The 17,566-nt window shown below is 37.8% G+C and carries 20 protein-coding genes and 2 tRNA genes; 11 read left to right on the top strand and 11 right to left on the bottom strand.

Going from position 1 to position 17,566, the window contains the following annotated elements; translation table 11 throughout:
• Positions 1-134: 134 nt before the first annotated feature.
• Positions 135-899 carry a chlorite dismutase family protein gene (locus EDD58_RS02615; protein ID WP_131923270.1) on the bottom strand — a complete coding sequence of 255 codons (765 nt, stop codon included), beginning with the start codon at positions 897-899 and terminating at the stop codon, positions 135-137.
• Between the two features lie 206 nt (positions 900-1,105).
• Between EDD58_RS02615 and EDD58_RS02610 the strand changes: the two genes are divergently transcribed.
• Positions 1,106-1,366 (top strand): YuiB family protein, encoded by a 261-nt coding sequence (locus EDD58_RS02610; RefSeq protein WP_131923269.1) that lies wholly within the window; start codon positions 1,106-1,108, stop codon positions 1,364-1,366.
• Between the two features lie 96 nt (positions 1,367-1,462).
• On the opposite strand, the gene EDD58_RS02605 is transcribed toward EDD58_RS02610, so the two are convergent.
• From EDD58_RS02605 to EDD58_RS02595, 3 genes are all read right to left on the bottom strand, one after another.
• Positions 1,463-2,290, bottom strand: coding sequence for a cobalamin-binding protein (locus tag EDD58_RS02605; protein WP_131923268.1), 828 nt, complete (start codon positions 2,288-2,290; stop codon positions 1,463-1,465).
• Positions 2,291-2,311: 21 nt separating this feature from the next.
• Entirely contained in the window at positions 2,312-2,797 is a 486-nt protein-coding gene (locus tag EDD58_RS02600) for a divergent PAP2 family protein (protein WP_243648624.1), read from the bottom strand.
• A 256-nt stretch (positions 2,798-3,053) separates the two neighbouring features.
• Complete coding sequence (locus tag EDD58_RS02595) at positions 3,054-4,229, bottom strand: PhoH family protein (RefSeq protein ID WP_165875762.1); 1,176 nt, start codon at positions 4,227-4,229, stop codon at positions 3,054-3,056.
• A gap of 185 nt (positions 4,230-4,414) precedes the next feature.
• On the opposite strand from EDD58_RS02595, the gene EDD58_RS02590 reads away from it, so the two are divergent.
• A tRNA-Leu gene (locus EDD58_RS02590) sits at positions 4,415-4,499 on the top strand.
• 5 nt (positions 4,500-4,504) lie between these two features.
• Positions 4,505-4,593: transfer RNA gene (locus tag EDD58_RS02585), tRNA-Leu, on the top strand.
• Positions 4,594-4,698: 105 nt separating this feature from the next.
• On the opposite strand, the gene EDD58_RS02580 is transcribed toward EDD58_RS02585, so the two are convergent.
• From EDD58_RS02580 to EDD58_RS02570, 3 genes are all read right to left on the bottom strand, one after another.
• Positions 4,699-5,034, bottom strand: a complete 336-nt coding sequence (locus tag EDD58_RS02580) for a hypothetical protein (protein ID WP_131923266.1) — start codon at positions 5,032-5,034, stop codon at positions 4,699-4,701.
• A gap of 124 nt (positions 5,035-5,158) precedes the next feature.
• Positions 5,159-6,346 (bottom strand): chromate transporter, encoded by a 1,188-nt coding sequence (locus EDD58_RS02575; protein WP_131923265.1) that lies wholly within the window; start codon positions 6,344-6,346, stop codon positions 5,159-5,161.
• Positions 6,347-6,618: 272 nt separating this feature from the next.
• Positions 6,619-6,876: a MarR family transcriptional regulator gene (locus EDD58_RS02570; RefSeq protein WP_131923264.1), complete on the bottom strand. Its 258-nt coding sequence runs from the start codon at positions 6,874-6,876 to the stop codon at positions 6,619-6,621.
• A 393-nt stretch (positions 6,877-7,269) separates the two neighbouring features.
• Between EDD58_RS02570 and EDD58_RS02565 the strand changes: the two genes are divergently transcribed.
• The 7 genes from EDD58_RS02565 (at position 7,270) to EDD58_RS02535 (ending at position 12,954) form a co-directional block, all read left to right on the top strand.
• Complete coding sequence (locus EDD58_RS02565; protein ID WP_131923263.1) at positions 7,270-7,617, top strand: hypothetical protein; 348 nt, start codon at positions 7,270-7,272, stop codon at positions 7,615-7,617.
• Between the two features lie 20 nt (positions 7,618-7,637).
• Positions 7,638-7,976: a hypothetical protein gene (locus tag EDD58_RS02560; protein ID WP_131923262.1), complete on the top strand. Its 339-nt coding sequence runs from the start codon at positions 7,638-7,640 to the stop codon at positions 7,974-7,976.
• 142 nt (positions 7,977-8,118) lie between these two features.
• On the top strand, positions 8,119-10,227 hold the full coding sequence (locus EDD58_RS02555) for a hypothetical protein (RefSeq protein WP_131923261.1): 2,109 nt from the start codon (positions 8,119-8,121) through the stop codon (positions 10,225-10,227).
• Entirely contained in the window at positions 10,220-11,107 is an 888-nt protein-coding gene (locus EDD58_RS02550; protein WP_131923260.1) for an ABC transporter ATP-binding protein, read from the top strand. The genes EDD58_RS02555 and EDD58_RS02550 overlap by 8 nt, the downstream gene beginning before the upstream one ends.
• Complete coding sequence (locus EDD58_RS02545; protein WP_131923259.1) at positions 11,085-11,726, top strand: hypothetical protein; 642 nt, start codon at positions 11,085-11,087, stop codon at positions 11,724-11,726. The genes EDD58_RS02550 and EDD58_RS02545 overlap by 23 nt, the downstream gene beginning before the upstream one ends.
• Before the next feature lie 295 nt (positions 11,727-12,021).
• On the top strand, positions 12,022-12,345 hold the full coding sequence (locus EDD58_RS02540) for a cytochrome P450 (protein WP_165875760.1): 324 nt from the start codon (positions 12,022-12,024) through the stop codon (positions 12,343-12,345).
• A 69-nt stretch (positions 12,346-12,414) separates the two neighbouring features.
• Entirely contained in the window at positions 12,415-12,954 is a 540-nt protein-coding gene (locus EDD58_RS02535; RefSeq protein ID WP_165875759.1) for a TetR/AcrR family transcriptional regulator, read from the top strand.
• A 92-nt stretch (positions 12,955-13,046) separates the two neighbouring features.
• Here EDD58_RS02535 and EDD58_RS02530 read toward each other — a convergent pair whose 3' ends face one another.
• The 4 genes from EDD58_RS02530 to EDD58_RS02515 form a co-directional block, all read right to left on the bottom strand.
• Positions 13,047-13,772 carry a class I SAM-dependent DNA methyltransferase gene (locus EDD58_RS02530; protein ID WP_131923256.1) on the bottom strand — a complete coding sequence of 242 codons (726 nt, stop codon included), beginning with the start codon at positions 13,770-13,772 and terminating at the stop codon, positions 13,047-13,049.
• 87 nt (positions 13,773-13,859) lie between these two features.
• A complete protein-coding gene (locus EDD58_RS02525) occupies positions 13,860-14,987 on the bottom strand; it encodes a hypothetical protein (protein WP_131923255.1) in 1,128 nt (375 codons plus the stop codon).
• A gap of 15 nt (positions 14,988-15,002) precedes the next feature.
• Entirely contained in the window at positions 15,003-15,398 is a 396-nt protein-coding gene (locus EDD58_RS02520) for a GNAT family N-acetyltransferase (protein ID WP_243648623.1), read from the bottom strand.
• 373 nt (positions 15,399-15,771) lie between these two features.
• Complete coding sequence (locus EDD58_RS02515) at positions 15,772-16,245, bottom strand: GNAT family N-acetyltransferase (protein ID WP_131923253.1); 474 nt, start codon at positions 16,243-16,245, stop codon at positions 15,772-15,774.
• Positions 16,246-16,563: 318 nt separating this feature from the next.
• On the opposite strand from EDD58_RS02515, the gene EDD58_RS02510 reads away from it, so the two are divergent.
• Positions 16,564-17,553: a phosphotransferase gene (locus EDD58_RS02510; protein ID WP_131923252.1), complete on the top strand. Its 990-nt coding sequence runs from the start codon at positions 16,564-16,566 to the stop codon at positions 17,551-17,553.
• The last annotated feature ends 13 nt before the right edge of the window (positions 17,554-17,566 follow it).

The raw sequence follows: 17,566 nt of genomic DNA, 5'->3' as shown, positions 1-17,566 counted from the left end.
AAATTGGATATAATCTAATCTAGAAACTGATTTTTGTCCTCGAAGGTCGGGATCTTAGGTGTCTGTATGAAGTTATCTCAGACTAAAATCGACCTCTTATAAGAAAATCCCGCTCACCATCGAGCGGGATTTTCTTATAAGGTATTGAGGGCATCCATAATGTCTGAATAAGAGACACAAGTAAACATTGGCACATCACGTAACGTATAGCGACTTGCTTCAGTTTCACGTAGCTCTTGAACAAGGTTTAAGAAGTCTTTAGCTTCATCTGTTTCAAAAGCAACTACAAACTCTTGATCATCGATCCCGAAGCTGTAAGTGGTATTTAATTTAACTGAAGGATATTTGCTTCCCACTTGGATATGTTCATCCATCATCCCTTGACGAGCAGGGAAGGAAAGTTGATACCAATCCCGGGTTTTGATAAATGGATAAATGAACAAATATTTACTACGACCCGGAATAATATGGGTGCGTGGATTTTGATGTTCAGGGTCCATTTTATCTACATAGATGCTACGTTTGGTAATAGAAAGATAAGAATACGTAATGGTTAAGTATTTTCCTAATCCAGTTTTCATCAACTGGGTGGTCATTTCTTGGAATACTTCTATTTCATTTGCGATTCTCCATAGCATAAATTCAGCATCAGCACGAATCCCTACTAAAGAGTATGAAAGAACGAACATTCCTGGACGACCTTGATATTCTTTGACCACAGCAGCGAATTCTTGCTTGCCTTGCTCCTGTTCCTCTTCAGATAGACGCCGCCATGCAGGATCTACTTTAAAAAATGAAAAATTAACAAATTGTGTTGGCAAACTTGGACGAGCTGCAGTTTCTCCGCTCGATTGTGCCCCTGGTCTGCCTACAAATGATGGTTTACCTTGTGGACGCATCAATCGTTCCTCCTTTATTTCAATCCAAGTCTTATTGTAACGTTAGATTTCATCTAGAAGCAAATCAGGGTCTCATTTTGTCGTAAATTCGACCGAAAGTAAGAAAGTTCATCGTTTTGTCGGGAGAGATTCATTGACCCTCTCTTTATTTTTCAGTAAAATGAAAGCGGATTAATATGTACTCTACTTTCATGGAGGCGGTAGCTATGAGTATACCCCAGCTAATCATCTCCGTCCCACTCCTGTTTGTTCTGTTCTTTGGGATTGGCTTTATACTTAATATGATTTTAAAGACGACTTGGTTGCCCTTAATTCTGTTCTTAGGGGTTGTCATATATATTGGTTATGATTTAACCACGTTGTTTACTTTAGTCAATGTTGTATTATTCCTATCTGGTCTAGCTGGAGCAGTTGGCGGAGTTTGGACGATCAAGGTCTTACGGGAAAAAGGTTACAAGATGTTTTGATCGTGTTTATATCTAGAATGGAAGCCCTTTTTCCAGAAACTTCATGAAGTTGAAGAAGTTGTAGCTGAGAAAAGGGCTTTTTTGTTTGTGCTCCCTTTACTCAGAGGAAAGTGGGATGTAAAAAGGAGCATCAGGGTTGGGTGTTGTAAAGCGATCTGGATAAAGGAGATGAGCTAAGTACTCGATCCCTGTTAATAGTCGTGGCGAAGGACGACAAAACCATCCTTCCTCTAAAATGTGAATGCGATCTTCACGGAAGAAGGGCTCACCTTTCCATGCCTCTCGTGAAAGAATAAGTTCTTTTTTTACACGGTGAATGGGGACGCCTGTCCAAACAATGAGAATGAGTTCAGGATGTCGTTGAGCCACCTCGATCCAATCTGTTTGGAAACTATCATTATCAATATCTTCAAAAATATTTACCGCTTTTACAAACCGACTCATCTCCGTCAACCAATTTCGCTGACCAGGTGTGAAGACAGGTTTTGGCCACCATTCCCAATAGAGACGACGAGGAGAACCAACACTGGGAATCCGTTGTTGAATCCAGTTTAATTTCTTATTATATTGTTGAACCACTTGTTCTGCTTGTGTCTCTATATGGAATAAACGACCTAGAGTACGAAAGTCATCAGTGATTTGACTTAATGTTTTCGGATTGAGGATGATATAAGGAATTTTTTCTTTTTCCAAACGATCAATATTTTTTTCCATTCCAGGGACACTTAAGGAAGCGACCACCATATCAGGTTCTAATGACTTTACTTTTTCAATATCAATATGTAAATCAGGACCGACTTGAGGAAGATGACTCATTTCGATAGGCCAATCCGAATAGTTATCCACCCCAACGATCCAGTCTTTGATTCCAAGAAAGTAGAGAAGTTCTGTATTACTTGGACAGATCGAGACAATTCTTTTCATTGGATTCACTTCCCTCCTTAATTAAAACCAAATGTAATACATGACTAGGGAGATGATTACCCCGAACCAAGCTCCTGTAAACACTTCGATGGGTTGATGACCTAGTATTTCTTTTAACTTAATTCGTGTTTCTGCAGCAGGTTTTTCATTTAGATTTCTTAATTCAATTAACAAGCTAGTGAAGTCATCGACGAGACGATTTAACACTTGAGCTTGCATCCCTGCTTGTCTTCTCACACCAGTGGCATCATACATCACAATAATCCCAATAATCGTGGCGATCGCAAAAGCTGAGGAGTTCCATCCTTGAGTCAACCCGATAGAAGTGGCTAGGGAAGTAACTGCAGAGGTGTGACCACTAGGCATTCCCCCAGAGTTGATTAACCAATTCCAGTCCCATTTACGTGTTATCGTATAATTCCAAGGTACTTTTGAAAGCTGTGCTAGAAAAATCGCTGTCAGTGAAGCCCAAAGCGGAAAGTTAGAAAATAGATCATAAAATATCACAAAAGTGCCATCCTTTCATCTCGCATCTACATATAAGGTGAAGTTTGTAAATAAGGAATGGTAGAAGTTTAAGTATGAGTTTTGTAGTCATTTTTACTATCTGATATTATAGCTTAAACTATTTATTATGTTAAACGATCTTGTCTGAATGAAAAAGTGATTTGTCTGTAGTTTGCATAAAAAATCCAATCCTTTTTAGTGAAGGATTGGAAAAAACAATTATGACAGGAAATAGGATGTGTTAGACGAAGTCATCTCATTCCAATTCAGCAAACACTTTGGATGCTTCTGAACGTACATCATCATTTAAGACCACGATTCCTACAAGGGGATGTCCTTGAAGTGCATCGATCATTCTTAAAAGACCATTATTTCGTATATATTTTCCTTCGGCTTGTTTATAGTCCCCACTGAAAATGATACAAGAGTCTTTACCTACCCGTGTACCAATCAGTTTGAGCGTTTTTAAGTCTAAGTCTTCAGCTTCATCGACTAACACATAATACCCATGGTCTAAGGTGAGACCTTTCATATAGTAGGGAATTTCAGCGATCAAGTCTTCACGTTGAATCATTTGATGGGCTTGGAACTCTCCGCCATCTAGATGTTGAATGACAGGCTTAAAGAAGTCATAGATTTTATCCATTTTATCACCTGGTAAGTACCCCACTTCTTCACCACTGCCCACAGGGTTTCTTACAACCATCATTTTTGCGTAATTCCCTTTATCGTACATATGCCATAATCCCATTTTTACACTTAACATAGTCTTTCCTGAGCCATAAGTTCCGGCGATGACTTTGATTGGGATATTTTTATTATAGAGAAGGTCGATCGCACAGCGTTGAAGGTCATTGAAGGGATTTAATATCTTTTTAGGAGGTTGTTTGAGATCAACTAGTTTTTCCCCAGACCAGCGTTTGATATCTACTGTTTTTCCACTTTCATCTTGGATCAATAGATACTGATTGGGATGAAGTTCATAACTATTTTTATCTAGATTTTCATACAAGTAAGCCATTTCTTCTTTGCCCATCATGATTTCACGATAGCCTGTGTATAAATCATCAGGTTGATTTTCGATCGACTTTACATCAATCGTCAGAGACTTTGCTTTTAAACGAAGTAACAGGTCATTGGTTAGTAATCCATAATGGTTGTCTAAACAGCACTGAATGATCTGATTATCTACGTAGTTGGGATCGAACTGTTCACTAAAGGTAACTTGATAATCTTTGTAATCAAATTCGATCACTGATTCATGCTTACGGATATAGCGAGTTGCCCGTCTAGCTTTATAGGCAAGATCATGATTGTGGCTATTTTTATGCTTCTCAAGCTCCCGTAATACCATCGCTGTGATGACAAGATTGTACTGAGATAATACATCAGGCGAATGAAGTAAAAGATTGGTATCCACGACGTACTTCATAAGGGAAGCACCTCTCTTCATTTGTTTGCAGATCAGGGTGTTCTGTTATCATTTAAGAAAATAATCATGAATATACATATCAAGAAAAATTATTTTTTATTTTGGACTTGCACTTATTTAGATGATGTGGTATATTTATTTTTGTCATCAGCGATTACACTTTATATAAAAGTGAATAGCGATTTGCCGAAGTGGCGGAACTGGCAGACGCGCACGACTCAAAATCGTGTTCCTTTAGGAGTGTGGGTTCGATTCCCACCTTCGGCACCACTCTTGCTGGGGTGGCGGAATAGGCAGACGCACAGGACTTAAAATCCTGCGGTAGGTTTCTACCGTGTCGGTTCAAGTCCGACCCTCAGCACCAGCGCAAGAACCCATGAGAAAAGGGTTCTTTTTTTATATTCATATCAAGTAGTTTGGTGAGTTTGGATAAAAAAAGTCTCGGATGGAGACTTTTCGAATTAGCTGTTCATGTTTGTCCAACGGTAAAAGGGTTGGAGTGTTGGTTGGAATTGAGCTGGAGAATGTCTCGAAGAGAGGGGGATTCATAGATTTCTTCCAAAATATTTTGTATGACAATGAATGCTGACAATGGTTGTTGCAAATAATTTTCAGTAAAGTATTGGTGAGTCTCTTTGCAAAGGATCATTGCTTTTACTTTTTCTAATTGTTGCACTCTTGTTTGAATGATTTCGAGAATTTCAGGATGATCTCCAAATAGTTTTCCATTCTTCCAAGTTAATGTAATGTGGTCATACAACCAACCTTTGATGGTAAATTCCATCTGGGTTTGCTTGTTTGCCATAAGTCCCTCCTTGAAAGTGGTAAAAATAATTGACCACTTTTTACTATACGACAAACCGCTCTTGATTCCCTTTTTTTCTGTTAAAAATAAAGAATGTTTTCACGAAATATAATCTGTTTTTGCATCACCCTAATAAACTACTGCCTAAAGCACCGATCAGAACAATTGTCCATGCGGGTAATTTCCAAATGGAATGAAGTCCAAATAAAAATAATGCGAGTGAGAAATCCATAGGAGTATGAATCGTTTGAGTGAATAAAGGATCATACAATGCGGCTAATAAGATCCCAACGACTGCAGCATTGACTCCATGAAGAGCTCCCTGGAACTTAGGGTGTTTTCGCCATGAATTCCAAAAAGGCAGGACTCCCATCAGTAGAAGAAAGCCGGGTAAAAATATAGAAATAGTAGCGACAAGTGCTCCAGTCCAACCTCCAGTAAGAGCTCCTAGATAAGAGGCAAATGTAAACATGGGTCCAGGAATCGCCTGTGCAGCTCCATAACCAGCGAGAAAGTCTTGAGGATTGATCCAACCTAAAGAAGTTATTTCATTTTCAAGTAGTGGTAGAACGACATGCCCACCTCCAAAAACGAAAGAACCCACCCGATAGAATAGATCGATCATGATCGTCCACATATGGGGATTCAGATAGCGAATCAGTGGAAGAAGAAATAGTAACAATAGAAATGCAATTAGAAAGCTGATCGAAGTGGTGCGACGAATAGGAATGTGTAGGTTTGTTTGTGTCGATGGATTTGATGTTGTTGGTTGTTTGAGGAAAAACATCCCCCATATACCTGCTAACAAGATGATGACCACTTGGCTCCACGGATGTTGCCACAACAGAGTGAAAAGAGTTGCAAGAAAGGCAATCGTTGCTCGCTTTTGGTCAGAGGCAAGCTTCTTTCCTAGTCCCCATACGGCTTGGGCGACGATCGCGACAGCAACTACCTTCAATCCATGAATCCACCCTGCCTCTTGTAGATTCCACGTATGGAATATCTTAGCAAACAGCACTAAGATCACAAATGAGGGAAGTGTAAAGCCGATCCAAGAAACAAGCCCACCCAATAATCCAGCCCGAATTACACCAATTCCCATTCCCACCTGACTACTTGCAGGCCCAGGGAGGAATTGGCTAAGTGCAACTAGATCTGTATAAGTCCGCTCGTCAAGCCATTTTCTCCGACGAGAGTATTCATCATAAAAGTATCCTAAATGGGCGATTGGACCGCCAAATGATGTGAACCCTAGTTTCAGAGAGACTGCAAATACTTCTATCAAGGATACCCATCGTTTGTTCAAAATCATTCACCTCGCTCATCTTCTATCTTTATTATGATCTTAACCAGTCGTGTTGATAATGAATGATAGCAATCCAGAGCAGGGGCTTTTGTTCACCCTCCATTCTTAAATCGACACGATGTTATCTCCATATATTAAACGATTTATTGTAAATAGAGTGTAAAAATATGCATAAGAAAAAGCCACACCCTCATGATTAGTTGGTGTGACTTTTTTTAAATCGGATGCATGTATTCACCTTCTTCAAGGTTAATCTTTACGATGAATGACATGGTACCCTATACTTTTTTCGATTGAATCCGGTATAAGGAAGCTTCCTCAGGGTGTTCAGTCTCGGTTAAGTACCCTTTTTGAGAGAGACGTTGTAGTAATAAAGAAACTCGTTTCCGACGCACTCCCAATGTCTGGGCGATCTCTCCTTGACTGACAGGTCCTTTTTGTTCTTCTAATGATTGTATAAGCATTAACAAGCAGCATTCGGTCATGTTCAACTCATTTTGCTGCATGGCTTGGAAATAAGGTTTAGGTACAAACATGAATGATACATCTCCTTTCGAAATGGTCTACATATGTATATTTCGGAAAGGTTGTCCATTTTGGGTACGATTTTAGTAGATTTTTTGATTTTTTCTTTTACGAAATTTTTGTGACAGGGTTTGAATGATTATCTAAGGAGGGATATTACTCCAAAATAAAATCTTTACTCAAATAAAATTTTAATACTAAATTATATTGTTATTATACTAATAAAGTATGATGTTTTATTGGATGATATATTTTATATATTAAAATAGCATGTATATTTCATTGGATAAAATCGATATGAAGTTGTTTGTGTATTTTTATATTAAAATTTAACTTTAATCATATTAATTTAATTGATATGATTTGATTGGTAAGTACAAATCATATTATTAGGAGGGTTCCATTTGTTCAGAAAAGTGATTATGCTTTCTTTAGCCTCGATTACATTGTTGGGAGGAACAGCTTCAGCGGTTACAGTATCTGCTACTTCGGGTGCAAGCACAAATACAGTTACTTCGGGATTAGTAGCGTTTAGTCCTGGTCATGCTACTGTAAGTGGATATAATAGAGGCTCTCATAAGTCATCCCACAGTGTATATATGCAAGTTAATTATTTTCCAGATACAACGGTGTCTCATTTCAGTTTAAGTCCTACTGCTACTTATTCTGTCCCAGTAAATCTCAGTGGAAAAGGACGTTATTATGCTATTGTTACAAATAGTGCATATTCTCAAACGAAAATGGTTCAATAAAAAGTTTTGGAGGGATCGAAATGTTAAAAAGAATATGGGGACTATCTGTTGCTTCAATGGTGCTCTTAACAGGTGCAGCTTCAGCTGCAACAGCATTCTGTGAAACGACAGGTTCCCAAGGAAGCGCTGAATCAGGCTTAGTTTCAATGAATGGACAAGTCATTGTTTCTGGAAGTAATAATGGCTCAGGAACAGCCTACCATTACTTTAAACGTCAAATTAATTATTTCCCTGATGAAACAATTGCTAATTTTTCTACAGCCCCTAAAGGTTCATATTCAAGAACACTTTCTGTGAATACTGGAAGATATTATGTTAATGTTAGTGGAAGAACTTCATGGACTAAAGCTGTTAACTAAATACTGACCAAAGATTCCTCATTAACTTTTTTTCAATTCCTCCTATTACTCTTTGTAATAGGGGGGAATTGATATTAAAATTTTCCCTTTTTAGAGTGTTCATTTGCAATATATTAAAATCTTAAGGATAAGGAGGGGAAGAATGATAAACCAAATTTGGAGTGTGTGGAAAGTAGAAATGCTTCTACTTTGGAGGAAGAGATGGATTCTACTTGTTTTTGGGGTTTGCTGGCTCTACATCGTTCTAGGGTTCCCCGAACATATTATTTCTATTGATCCTGGTAGAGCTTTGATGGGATCAGTCTATTTAGTGGTAGCAGGCATGTTGGCTAGTCTCATCTATGGATGGCATCAAATTCAGCATGAGAAGGATGTCTTTGTAGACGAAGTGATTCATAGTCTTCCCCAAGGTTGGAAGATGAAGTTGATCGGAAAAGTGCTTTCACTGATTACAGTGATTACGCTTTTTCTAATAGGTGCTTATTTGATCCTACTATTTCGCTTTGCGTATGCAGGTGTCCCAGAAGTATTTTGGGAAAAGGCATTACTCTATATATTGTTATATTGGTTTTTACCGTTTCTAGTTGCTGGTTTATGGGGTATGGTAGTCGGAATTTATAGTCAGACCAAGTTAGCTTATGTGTATCTCCTGATTCTATGTTTTTTCATAAGCCCATTAGTTAGCTCGGCGGTTTTTACCTTTAGTCAGGGAAGTGGTATCGGGAAGCAAGTGGCGACAGCTCTAACTTCCTTCAATATTGGTCAATCTTATCTGGGAACACCTTTTGACCCTATTTATGGGTTGCCGATGGAATGGTATCGTTGGAGCAAAGCTTTCTTACTGGCAATGATGGCTATTTTATTGCTTACTCTTCGGTACATCAAACAACAGAGAGCAACTGGTTGGATTTTGTGGACTTGGAGCGGAGCAATTCTCTCAATTAGTCTCCTGCTTAGTCTCTTCTTATTTCAATCTGATCAAACACGACCTGAAGAGGGGAAATTAGATCTCTTATTTGAAGAGAACGAATACTATCTACAGAATCCCTCTTTACAAATAAAAGATCAAACTCCTTTTATTATTCCTTCTTATCATTTAAAGGTGAAGAGTTTCCGCCAACTGGTTGTTGAAGCCCAGTTGGAAATCAAACCAACTAAAAAGGGGGAAGATTTTGTATTTACTCTTTATCATGGATTTCGTATCAGAGAAGTGCTTGGAAAAGAGGACCAAGTTCTTCCTTTTATCCAAAAGGGCGACCAAATACAGATTACAGTTCCTCATTCTGTCCAAGCAGATGAGATATATCCAGTAAAGTTGACTTATGAAGGAACAGGACCTTTTCTATTCTTTGCAAATGAACAAGCAGTATATTTACCAAATTATTTCCCTTGGACTCCAGTCGCTGGTGCCCACAATGTATTTTTGGCTAAAGATGGGTATGCCGGGAATTACCTCCCTGTAATTTCTAACGAAAAAGCAACGTACAAAGTTGAGTATCAAGGACCTAGTCCCTTGTTTACACATCTGCCTCAGACCGAAGATGGAATCTGGAGTGGGGAATCTATCGAGGGAATTACTTTGCTTTCGGGGATGGTAGAACAGAGTAAAATAGGCAAAACAACTGTTTATTACCCTCAATCGATGTATCGTATGGCTGGATTGGATCAATATTTAAAAGATTTAGAAGGGATGAGAGCTCAGATTGAACAGGATTTTGGTTCATCTCAGTTAAGTAAAGAGTTCCCTGAGCACTTGTTTATGGTATCTATACCGAACGGTGAAGAAAGACCTATTTTTTCATTTTCACAACAATGGCATATGGGTTTAAATAACCAATATTTTAGTAATACACCAGATTTTTTAAGTGGGAAAAATGCTTGGTGGGGCCCCATTCTTAGAGCCGCTCATCGAGAAGAGAGAATCGCTAAGCAACCTGAATATCTCACTGACTTTTATTACAACTCCTATCTCTATTGGGATGCGATTCGTAATAATGATCAGTTGAAAAAACAAGAAGCAAATAGGATTTTTCAGATTTACATAAATAGCTCTGAAGACTTCATTCAACAAGATTCTTCTAGGACTCAGAAGCAATTAGAACAACTTCGTTCTTTTATAGAAAAAAACAGTAAACTGGAATCAGAAATGAAACAATTTTTCCGAACCTGGAGACAACGTTTACGAGAAGAGAAACCGATGAACATGAAAGAATTAGAACAAATGGTAAAGGAGGGTGTACAACATGGATAGAAGATTGAAAATCGATCAGGTTACCAAACAATACAAGTCACTTAAAGCATTAGATCAGGTAACTATGGAGATTACGCCTGGGATTTTTGGGTTGTTAGGTCCTAACGGTGCAGGAAAGACGACGCTGATGCGTATCTTAACAACAGTGTTATCTTATGATTCTGGGTCTATCTCTTATGACGGGATCAGTTGGGAGCAGAAAAAGCAGATTCGCCAGAAAATTGGTTATTTACCGCAAAAGTTTTCCTTGTATAAACAGCTCAAAGTGTGTGAAGCGTTGCATCATTTAGCAGATCTCAAAGGGATGAAAAAGAAAGAGCGAACGGAGCAAGTGGAGGCCATTCTTTCACAAGTCAACCTTGTCGAACATTCTTCAAAAAAAGTAAGTGAGCTTTCTGGAGGAATGGTAAGACGATTAGGGATTGCTCAAGCATTACTTGGAAATCCGGAAATCATTATCGTGGATGAACCAACCACTGGGCTTGACCCCGAAGAACGGATTCGCTTTCGACAGTTGTTAAGAAAAGTAGCCCAAGATGCAATAGTCTTACTCTCTACACATATTGTGGACGATATTGAGGTAATCTGTGATCAAGTGGGAATTTTAAACCGTGGTAAAGTACTTCAAACAGGATCACTGATGGAGATTCAACAGGCTGCACAAGGTAAAGTGTGGGAGCTTTTGATCTCTCCTCGTGAATTTGACCAGTATGCTTTGGAATGGAATCTGATTGCCAATCAACGGGAAGGAGAACATTATCGGCTACGTCTTTTAGCGGAAACACCTCCTACAGGTGCGACTCCTGTTGTGCCATCTTTAGAGGATAGTTATTTGTACCTGATTGGAGAGAAGATAGATGGTCAGACGAATGAGCTTTGATTGGAAAGCGATGGGAGCAGCTGCTTATGTACCTGTTGTAACCCTCTTGGGTTTAATCGCTTTTTTCTTTATCTCTCCGTATCGCGGTGAGACAGTGAGTGCGATTACTTTTGTTGAAATTTTAGTTCCTATTCAAATGAGCTGGTGGAGTATTTTTCTTTTACAAGAATATTTACAAGAGGAAGGGGGCGAAACATTATTTAGCTACCCGATGAGTCGAATGAAGATTGGCTTTCTCAGGATTTTTACCTTTTGGATTTTATTTATGTTGATGCTTACGTTGTTTTTGGGAGGGATGTCATATATATATGGAGAAAACTATTTCTTATCCATGTTTGTACAGATCAGTTACCAATCATTTTTTTATACTTGGTTTGCTTTTCTGGTGATGGTTTTTCTTAAGAATACTACTTGGGCGATCGGAATTGTCTTTGCCTATGCAACTACACAAATTCTTACGAATGGGAATCTCATTTCATTTATTAATGTGTATGAATTTAATATGAAGTTAATACCAGTTAATCAACTGGTTGATCCTGCTATTCATGCCATTCTATTAGGAGTCGTATGTCTTATTTTTGCTCAGTGGGAGTTAAATCGATTGGAGAGATATTCATAGATTAGTAGTGCTAATATAGAGCAAAAAAACACAGTCAAGCTATATGAGGCTGTGTTTTTAGTATAGTGGCTCGTCTTCCAATTAGACATGCGAAATGTGTTACATGGAGTTTTGAATTTATTTAATCGAAACAGTCACGTCACAGCTAATAAATATACCAATCAATAGAATCTACGGGAAGTTTACACTATCACTTTAAATAAAATAACGACTGACTGTCAGTCATTTAAAACATAACCACAACCTTAGAGACCGAAAGGCTTCATGTTTCTTGGTAATATGATAGAGTTTGCGAATGATCCCAGCAGGTTCTGAAGTAGCCATGAGTCAATGGGTCATGCATCGTAATCCTCAGTTTTTCCCAGAGTCGTTGACATTCAAACCTGAGCGATGGGAAAATAGTACTGACAATCTTCCGAAATATGCTTATCTTCCTTTTGGAGGAGGACCTAGAATATGCATCGGTAACCATTTCGCAATGATGGAAGCGAAGCTGTTATTGGCAACCATCGCGAGACAGTACCGAATGGAGAGAGTGGATGATCGTGAGGTGGAATTAGAGCCTTCCATCACTCTCAGACCGAAACACGGGATACAAGTGAAGCTATTGAGGAGATAAATTCTGATATGGAATGCGAGGTGGTTTGCTATTATAAAAGACAAAAAAATAGATCGAAGAAAACAAATCTTGTCTGCTGCCCGCAAAGTATTAGCGAAAAAAGGTTTGGATGCAACCAGAGTCTCTGAGATCGTAAAGGAAGCTGGTGTTTCTCAAGGAACCTTTTACTTGTATTTTGACTCTAAAAATTCCATTATCAAAGCACTTACAGAAGAAATGATGAAGAATGTACTAGTAGATGTACGGAATCAAATTAGAGGTATCCAAACATGTGAAGAAGAACTAGCGAAGGGAATTGAAGCAGCCTTTCATCAAATGTCAACCTATCGTGATATTTTCGCTATATTGAACAATGGTTGTGGGATTGCGGTGAATCCATCCGACTGGGGGGAGTTGTTCCAACCTTATTATGACTTGTTGGAACTACACATCGAAAAATGGCAGGCCGCCGGGCAAGTAGATCCTTCCTTCGATCCAAGTATGATTGCAAGAGTCATTGTCTCTGTTACGGAACAGGCAGTAGAAGATTGTTTTATTTATCGTTCAGAGCTTCCAGTGGATGCTTATATCGACAATGTGACCCGATTTGTTATTAAGGCACTGAAGTAGGGAAACATCCCTTTTCCAATGATTTTTATTAAGTTGAATATATGGTTTTAATAAAAAGACACATAATGATGGTGTCTTTTTATTTTTAGTCCTTATTTTCTAGCAGAAAAAAATAAGAATAGGGGAACTCGTAAACGTCGTTGATAGGTTTCTTCATGAATAAAATATTTAGGGTTAGGACGAGATTCTCTCAGTGTTTTAATCTTGAATCCGACTATTTGTAAAGTGGAGAAATAGTCTTCAATTGTTCGATGATATTTTTGTACTGTGGAACCTAGCCATTCTTGTTCTCGAAAGCCATTAATAAAATATTGATCCACAGTCCAAGAAGTTCTAAGACCTGTTTTTTGCAAGGTAGAAGTAATCACAGGGTGCTCAACCGAAAATATAAATCTTCCCCCTTGAACTATTGAATGATAGATATTTCGAAATACAGATTCAATCTCTTCAAGGTAATGAAGAACTAATCTGGAGGTGACTAGATCAAAAGCATTAGTTGGAAAGTCCCAATCTTCAATGGTTTGGTTAATCACCTGCGCATCTTTATGCTCGTTAAGATTTTTCAGGGCGCACTGATACATATTGGTAGAGCCTTCTACCCCCACATAACGATGACATCCTTTTTCAAGAAGTTCAAGTCCAAATCGTCCATCTCCACAGCCTAAGTCCAAGACATTTAAGTTAGAAACATCGTCGACTAGGTTATAAAAAATGGGTTTCTCAATCGTATCATTAGCATTTTCTTTTGTGGATCTTTTGACGTTGTAATTGTGAAAGAATTCGTCATGATCATAGTATCTAGAACCTCTGAAGTTCAAGTTTTCACTCCCCTTATTCAAATATTCATTCTATTTTATAGTAGGCATTGCACCTCTATTCGCAAGAAAAGGTGCAATGAATGAACTTTATCTAGAGAGATAATCAAAATAGATATCATCCACTGTTTTGATTTGACGGAAATCTTTTATTTTGACTGTTGTAGAAAAAAAGTGTAGATGTTCTTGTTCTTTTAATTCTTTTTCTGGAATGCTCTGTTTCTCCATTTTCTCAGGGACATAAACAAGATTAACTTCTAACTTTTTGATGGGAAGATCCACTTTTTGCAGTGATTGAATCGCTTTGAGTAACTTTGCTTTGGCAACAGGATCATCGTAGCGAAGTGGTGTTCGAACTGGTTTTTGATCACCCGTATGTATTTCAAACGAATAGGCGTCACACCGTTCATAAGTTGTCATCTCATAACATTTTAAACGAAATCTGTTTTTGTTTCCGTCGTTAAATCCATTGGCTTGAAGGATCGGGAGAATAGACTGAATCTGACTAAAATCCTTTTCAAATAGAAATGACGAAAATACGTCTATATTTTGTTGAGCGAATTGGTTTCTCAGATGTTCAGGTGAAGAATAAGTTTGATTGAGATCCAAATTTGCTCCATTGATTGCAAATGTACCCGAGTTGGTAACGATATAAATTTCATCAATCGAATAATTGGATTTATGTAGCTCTTTTTTTAGCTTATAAAATGAGGGTAAGGAACGAAATATATGATTAAACATTTGTTGATCTGCGAACGACATCCCTTCAATTTCAGCCTTAAAATCGAAATCTTTTTTGGACTTTCCAAAAGTCAGATTTTTATATCCAAGATTCTCTAATTCATGAAATATAGCTGAACCCTTATATTTTCTATTTAAATCCAATTTTTGTTTGGCTTCTTTATAGTTATCACCCGTGATCCTTCCCAGAAAAGGACCGATTCCACTGATATAGATGTCAAAGTGAATCTCTTCTCCATCTTCCGTAACCACCTTGGCATCTTTATAAATTAATTCACCTCCAGGAACACCAGGGTTTTCAATGACTCGAATCGGGATATTATGTTCTTTCTTTGCATATGCAATTAAAGCCTCGTCAGATGTATCAAAAGAATTTGTGAAATCTTCTATTTCATTAAACAGGATTGTAAGTCCGATGGCTAAACAGATGAAAATAATAATGATGATTGCAGCCAGCGACAAAAGTACCTTTTTCATATACACGCCCTCAAATTAAAGATTTTTTTCTAGAATGATTTTGGGTTCTCCTTTTTGATCCGTGTATGTCCCAATGACATTGAATCCAAACTTTAAATTCAATATTAGCATATTTCTCCATTCATTTTTTGTTTTCGTTTGCACAGTGGTATAACCTTTATCTCTCAAAAATGAATGTTGAATTTCCATTAGCTGCGAGGCAATCCCTTGGTTTCTATAGTGTTTTGAAACCCCGCCCAGCCAGCTATAAAATGTATCTAAGTCTAATTCATAGCCCATTTTATACCCAACAACTTTTGTTTGATCTAATGCTACATGGATCACTAAGTTAGGTTTGCTTTTCATTTTTTGAATTACATTGCTTGCATCTCCAAAAATACTTTCATGTAATTGTAAAATACCATGTAACATTTCTTGATCTGGGAGGGAAGTAAAGCTTTTAAACTTCATACTTACACCTTCTTTTTTGGGTGGATTCGATGATGATTGTAAACTAATCTAGCTCAATTTTTAATATATCTAGATTTAGTGTGTCAATGATACAATGACTACTAATTTTATCCTGGAACCGGAGTTCGATTTTCACCTTCCATGAGCTTGTGCCTTGCGAAGAAGAGGAGAAGTCCGCTCCACCCTTCAATTTCGGGAGGAGGCAAAAGACATAAGAGGCATCTCAAGGGAAGAGTTGCCTCCTCTTTTCCTCCATTGAAGGGTGGAGCTAAGTGTCGGCACAAAGTCATTTTAGGCGAAATATCGACTCCTCAATGATGGTGAATCTATGGTTCTATACTAGTTTATACATTAAAATATCATCTACATATCTACCATTGATAAAAAACTCCTCAACTAATCTGCCTTGTTCGGTGAAACCATTTTTTTTATAAAACGAGATGGCAGAGTGGTTCGTGGAAAGAACTCTTAACGAGAGTTTACGAATCTGTTGTTTTTGGGCTACTTCATAAACATAGTTTAATAGTGCGCTGCCAATTCCTTTTCCTTGGAAATGTGGATGAATCCCAATATCTAGCTCTAAAACATGTTGATTCGATAATGCTTTCAACGGATGATGAAATCGAATACAACCTGCTACTTGTTGATCCACGATCGCCACATGCTGGCTTCCAGCTGGAAAAGCTTTTTCATACTTTTCAACTGATTCCCAATGCGGAATTTGCGGTGTATTGGTTTCATTCCAAATGAGGTGGTTTAAGTCCATTAATGATTTCATATCTTCAGATCGAGAGGCGCGAATTTCCATATGATCACTACCTTCTTTATATAGATATAGAAATTTTATCTTAATGAGTATAGAGATTCTACTTTTTTGGAGTTTTTAGTGTTTTTGAGATTAAGTTGATCAAACAGAGTAAATTAAACAAAGTACCCCCTACGTTTAGCACAATTCTTTTTCTAAACAATAGATGAAAAGAATTTCCCAGTATAGAACATAGAGCCATCACAATTAGTTACTACTTTGGGTCACTGAATGCTGATTAACTAAATTTGCCTCACACAAAAGCATTTAGGGACTGGATGTCGAAGAGGTATCGAAGAATAGAAACAGGAGTGACCTTCTATGATTGCCGAAGTTGAACAAGTCAGACAAGAGATATTTGAAAGCGTAGAACGAACCTTTCATCTACAAATTTATTCTTCTAAGCAAATCAATCGTGGATGGAGAAATTTGAAATGGAAGATTGAAACCAACAAAGGAATTTTATTTGTTAAACAATATCATCTAAAGAGGTATCCAAAAGAGAAATTAGTTCATGTCAGAAAGGCACTACAACTTCAAGCGATATTAGCTGAACAAGGGGTTCCTTGCCCTAAACCTTATCAGGATCAAGATTCTTATCTTATTTATACTGACTCTTGTATACCTTATGTACTCACTGATTATTGTGAGGGTTCATTGATTCTACCAGGAGAAGCCAATCTACAACAAATGGATCACTTAGGACAAATGACAGGGAAAATGCACAAAATTCTAAGTCAATTCCCTCAAGATCCCATCGATTGGCAACCAATTCTTACAGTCATGGTGAATCAGTGGAAAAATAATTGGAAACGTGCCCGTGATGAGAAGCGTTCAGAGAACGTTTTAACTGCCATTGATCGCCAACAAACGATCTTAGATCGAATGGAGATGGACGTCTTTCAAGATTGCCGAATTGGATGGACACATTGGGATTTATGGGTGGACAATATTTTGTTCATTCATGACAGTGTAGCAGCCATTCTTGACTTTGATCGCATGAAAGTGGTTTATCCTGAATTGGACGTAGCTAGAGCTATTCTTTCTTGCTCTTTAAAGGAAAATCGGTTGAATCTTGATTTAACCTCTGCATTCCTTCAAGGGTATAACCAGTTTGTTTCTTTCACATCTAAGGAATTAGTACGTTCTTTCAGATTGATCTGGTGTCAAGAATCAGCGAAATGGGTGAGACCTGAAATGGAAGAAAGACCAGGAACAGCGAAAAGATTTGCAGAAGAAGTTTTATGGATTACGAAGTATTGGGATGAGTTAGAAGAGATTTTGCAAGATGTCTTTGATAAAAGAAATTAGCTTTCAAAAATCA

It is taken from the genome of Hazenella coriacea (assembly GCF_004341825.1).
In the GTDB taxonomy this organism is placed as follows: Bacteria; Bacillota; Bacilli; order Thermoactinomycetales; family Thermoactinomycetaceae; genus Hazenella; species Hazenella coriacea.
The sequence above is the reverse complement of the archived record's forward strand: the minus strand, read 5'-3'. Positions and strand labels throughout refer to the sequence as shown.